The following is a 3,503-nucleotide window of genomic DNA, read 5'->3' on the forward strand; positions in this document are numbered from 1 at the left end:
ACTACTAAGATAAGTTGTTAATACCAAGACCAAATTAATATTAATTGTACCTGTTCCTTATTATAGAAGAATTATTTTACTAACTTTCGTTCGTATTTAGTCTCTATTTTCCTTACTTTCTAACAATTTTATATAATTTTCTAACGTACTGATGCGCTTGTCCTTCTCCAAGATTAACTCTTTTAGATACTGGGATTCAAGCGAAGCGTTACCAATAGCGACCGTGGACATTACATTATTTGAGCCCACAACTGTTCCCGTCCCACTCGAAGCCCAAGACGGTGCGGTAAAGAGATCATCCATAGAGCACTTCAATACATCACGCAGACGCTCAAGAGTATCACTACGGAGATTCTTTGCTTTCTCCAGATGGTAGAGGTCGGTGGATTTACTACCGAACATTTGCTTTTCAAACTCTTTTTTAGTTAATCCAGCATTTGCTATTAACTGTCTGAGTATCTGACCATTAAACATAATTATGCTATTTAATTAATAATATTTAACTAACTATCATAAGTAATTTTACTTATTATCGTTAGTCTTTTCTAATTTTTATTCGTAACTTTGCAACAAAGTTAATAATAATATTTCAATTATGGAAGAAAAAAAGCAAAAAAATGATGAGAAAAATTCATTGCTCGACTGGTACAATGAAATTCCACGCAAAAAGAGAAGCAAGTTTATACTTGCCCTCCAACTGAAGTTCGGTATGTCTGCATCTGGCATCTATGACAAAATTAAAAAAGATAACTGGTTGCCATACCAAAAAGATATTGTCGATGAAATTATCAACGAAGGAGCATGGGAAAAATTGTAATAAGATGCAATCATAAGCAACTTGAAGCCATCAACAAAGACTTCGAGGATGCAAATGTCAATGCGGAGGTTTGCTATGGAATTTTCCACAAAGGCACGACTAATGTCGAAATTTCATATGATGATGCAGAGGTTGGCATCGTCGAGGGTATTGTCAAATATAGAATGAAGAACAATGAAAAAGAAGATTAAAATGAAATCTATCGAGGATGCCATCACAGAAAAGTTCCCCGATGTTATCATACACGAAGTCAGAAATAGTACCAAGTTTGGTATTCGCATACTTGGCACTATTCCTGCCCAAGACGAATATGATAAAGATCATATCGTAGAATGGACTGGGGACGGAAGAGCCTCAGAGTGCTACATCGATAGCAGAGACTACAGGGAAATTGCTTGGAACGAGGAGGAGCAAAGACCAGAATATATCAAAGCCAAGCTTCTCATCCACAACGATAGATTTAACGTACAGGTAGATGCCTCCAAGTAAATGTCTAAGTTGCCCAATAGGGGTGAACTGTATCAATGGAAGATACTGTCCCCTATTTCGCAGATATATAGAGCATAAATCTGAACCACTTGGATGCACCCCAAAAAGAATTAGCGATTATGAAAGCAATAATAACGTTAGAAACAGGCTATAAGGTTATCTGTGATATCCTTACCCCCCCACACCGTAAAGAGCGTGAGACGCAGGCTGAGTATGAAAGACGTTTTGTCTCGGAACTCAACCTGTCCCAACCAGATGCTGTCAACAAAGTCATAAAGTGTCATATTCTAAGGCATTAAGGCTATCGACAGTAAGTATTTTGTTTTGAGCTTGCTTTGCAATAACTTTGCAAGCGAATTTTAATAAGGGAAAAGAAATATGATCAAAGCAGAACAAATTTATCAAGCGACAAATGACGGCCTGGACATCATCTTCGCACTATATCCAGATGCCAAAAATTGCTTCGCTAAATACTGTAATGGCAATGTCAAAAAACACTTTGCCATAAGAAACGAAAAGACCCCTTCCTGCAGCATCAAAAAATACGATGCCTGCTGGAAGGTGACGGACTTTGGAGGCGAAGGTGTAGCAGAATCACCTATCGACCTCTATATGAAAGAGAAAAACATCAGTCGCTTTCCTGATGCTATCCTACGATTGGCTGCAGAGTTCAACGTCAGCGACGAGTTGAAGAAGGATGTCAACAAGCCAACCTTCGCTGAGCGAGATGCCACAATAGAGGAGAAAGACGGCACTCGCATATTTGAGCTCAAGGAGAAGTTTACCGACAACGAGCTGAGTGTACTTGGTCCAAACGTCAAACAGGAGCACGTCGATGCCCTCAACTGGCACTCTGCCAAATGGATTGGCTACGTAAAAGACCGCAAGGTTAAAATCAAGTACAGTAATGAGCACTATCCGATATTCATGCGTGAGTGCCTTGTATCTCCGGCTTCAGGCGACAAACCGGAAGTCAAGTTCTTTAAGATATACGAGCCTCTTAACTATCAAAAGCAATGGCGATTCTCTTATACACCTGAAGGCATAAAACCAAAATCATACATCAATGGGCTTGCCGAGCTGAAAGCAGCTTACCACGAATTTAACAGACGTGAGGAGGCCGAATACAACAAGACCAACACCGATGACTCCAAGCCTTACAAGGAAAAGAAGTTACCTGAAGCTTTCATCTGCAGTGGAGAGCGTGACAGTCTCTGTTGCCGATCCTTGGGCTACCACCCTCTATGGTTCAACTCCGAGACTTACAAGTTGAGTGAAGAAGAATACAAAGAAATCATGAAATATGTCGAGGTACTCTACAATATACCCGACATTGACGAGACGGGCATTGCTAAGGGTACAGAGTTAGCTCTGCGCTTCATCGATGTTCATACAATATGGCTGCCTTCATGGCTTCGTACTTACCATGACAACCGTGGTAAGGGGCGCAAAGACCTACGAGACTGGATGGAGTTGCGCAATACACGCAAAGACTTCCGCAATCTTATGACACTTGCCATGCCAGCTCGCTTCTGGGTGAGCAAGCTCAACAAAAAGGCCAACACCTGGGACCATTACATTGACACTGCGTGCCTCTATAATTTTCTTCGCCTCAATGGTTTTTACACCTTACATGACGACAACTCCACAATTACTAAGTATGTTCGCATCACAGGCAACATCGTCAAGCTCATAACAACAAGAGACATCCGAGAGTTCTGCCGTCAATGGGTCATCGATAGAGCTGAAAAGCGAGATATCCTCAACCTGGTTCTGAATACCCCGAAGCTCTCCAGCGCAGCGCTCGACTCACTGCAAGAGATTACGTTAGACTTCACCAGCTACACCAACCACTCACAACTATTCTTCTTTCCTCGAGTCAGCGTAGAGGTCAGCAAGGATGGCTTGACGGAGTATCAGCGTGAAGGCAGTTCGTTGAAAAACTACGTGTGGCAAGAGAATGTCATCGATCACAATTTCAAAAAGTTAGACGACATGTTCGCTATCTCTCGCACCATAGATGAGGATGGAAGACCGAAGTTTGACATTGAGATCAAAAGCGTGAAATCCCATTTCTTCGGATACCTCATCAACGCCTCACGCACCTATTGGCGCAAGGAGCTGGAGTATGCTTTCGAGGACAAAAGTATTGATGAAAAGGAGGCTTACCATAAGGCTCACCTCTTCGATATAGCAG

The 3,503-nt window shown here is 41.7% G+C and carries 5 protein-coding genes; 4 read left to right on the top strand and 1 reads right to left on the bottom strand.

Going from position 1 to position 3,503, the window contains the following annotated elements; translation table 11 throughout:
- Window positions 1-96 precede the first annotated feature (96 nt).
- Window positions 97-474, bottom strand: coding sequence for a helix-turn-helix domain-containing protein (locus QVD32_RS12720; protein ID WP_287710322.1), 378 nt, complete (start codon window positions 472-474; stop codon window positions 97-99).
- 121 nt (window positions 475-595) lie between these two features.
- Between QVD32_RS12720 and QVD32_RS12725 the strand changes: the two genes are divergently transcribed.
- The 4 genes from QVD32_RS12725 to QVD32_RS12740 form a co-directional block, all read left to right on the top strand.
- Window positions 596-817: a hypothetical protein gene (locus QVD32_RS12725; RefSeq protein ID WP_118116898.1), complete on the top strand. Its 222-nt coding sequence runs from the start codon at window positions 596-598 to the stop codon at window positions 815-817.
- The gene (locus tag QVD32_RS12730) at window positions 802-1,008 is read left to right on the top strand and encodes a hypothetical protein (RefSeq protein ID WP_118116899.1); all 207 of its coding nucleotides are present in this window, start codon (window positions 802-804) and stop codon (window positions 1,006-1,008) included. The genes QVD32_RS12725 and QVD32_RS12730 overlap by 16 nt, the downstream gene beginning before the upstream one ends.
- A 1-nt stretch (window position 1,009) precedes the next feature.
- Window positions 1,010-1,306 (top strand): hypothetical protein, encoded by a 297-nt coding sequence (locus QVD32_RS12735; RefSeq protein WP_287710323.1) that lies wholly within the window; start codon window positions 1,010-1,012, stop codon window positions 1,304-1,306.
- A 378-nt stretch (window positions 1,307-1,684) separates the two neighbouring features.
- Window positions 1,685-3,503, top strand: a 1,819-nt coding sequence (locus QVD32_RS12740; RefSeq protein WP_502795840.1) for a polysaccharide deacetylase family protein, incomplete at its 3' end; no start/stop codon positions are given.

This window comes from Barnesiella sp., from assembly GCF_022723415.1.
Taxonomy (GTDB): Bacteria; Bacteroidota; Bacteroidia; order Bacteroidales; family Barnesiellaceae; genus Barnesiella; species Barnesiella intestinihominis.

Coding starts and splice junctions, on each gene's coding strand:
- QVD32_RS12720 (WP_287710322.1), bottom strand. CDS start 474: ATGTTTAATGGTCAGATACTCAGACAGTTAATAGCAAATGCTGGATTA.
- QVD32_RS12735 (WP_287710323.1), top strand. CDS start 1,010: ATGAAATCTATCGAGGATGCCATCACAGAAAAGTTCCCCGATGTTATC.
- QVD32_RS12730 (WP_118116899.1), top strand. CDS start 802: ATGGGAAAAATTGTAATAAGATGCAATCATAAGCAACTTGAAGCCATC.
- QVD32_RS12725 (WP_118116898.1), top strand. CDS start 596: ATGGAAGAAAAAAAGCAAAAAAATGATGAGAAAAATTCATTGCTCGAC.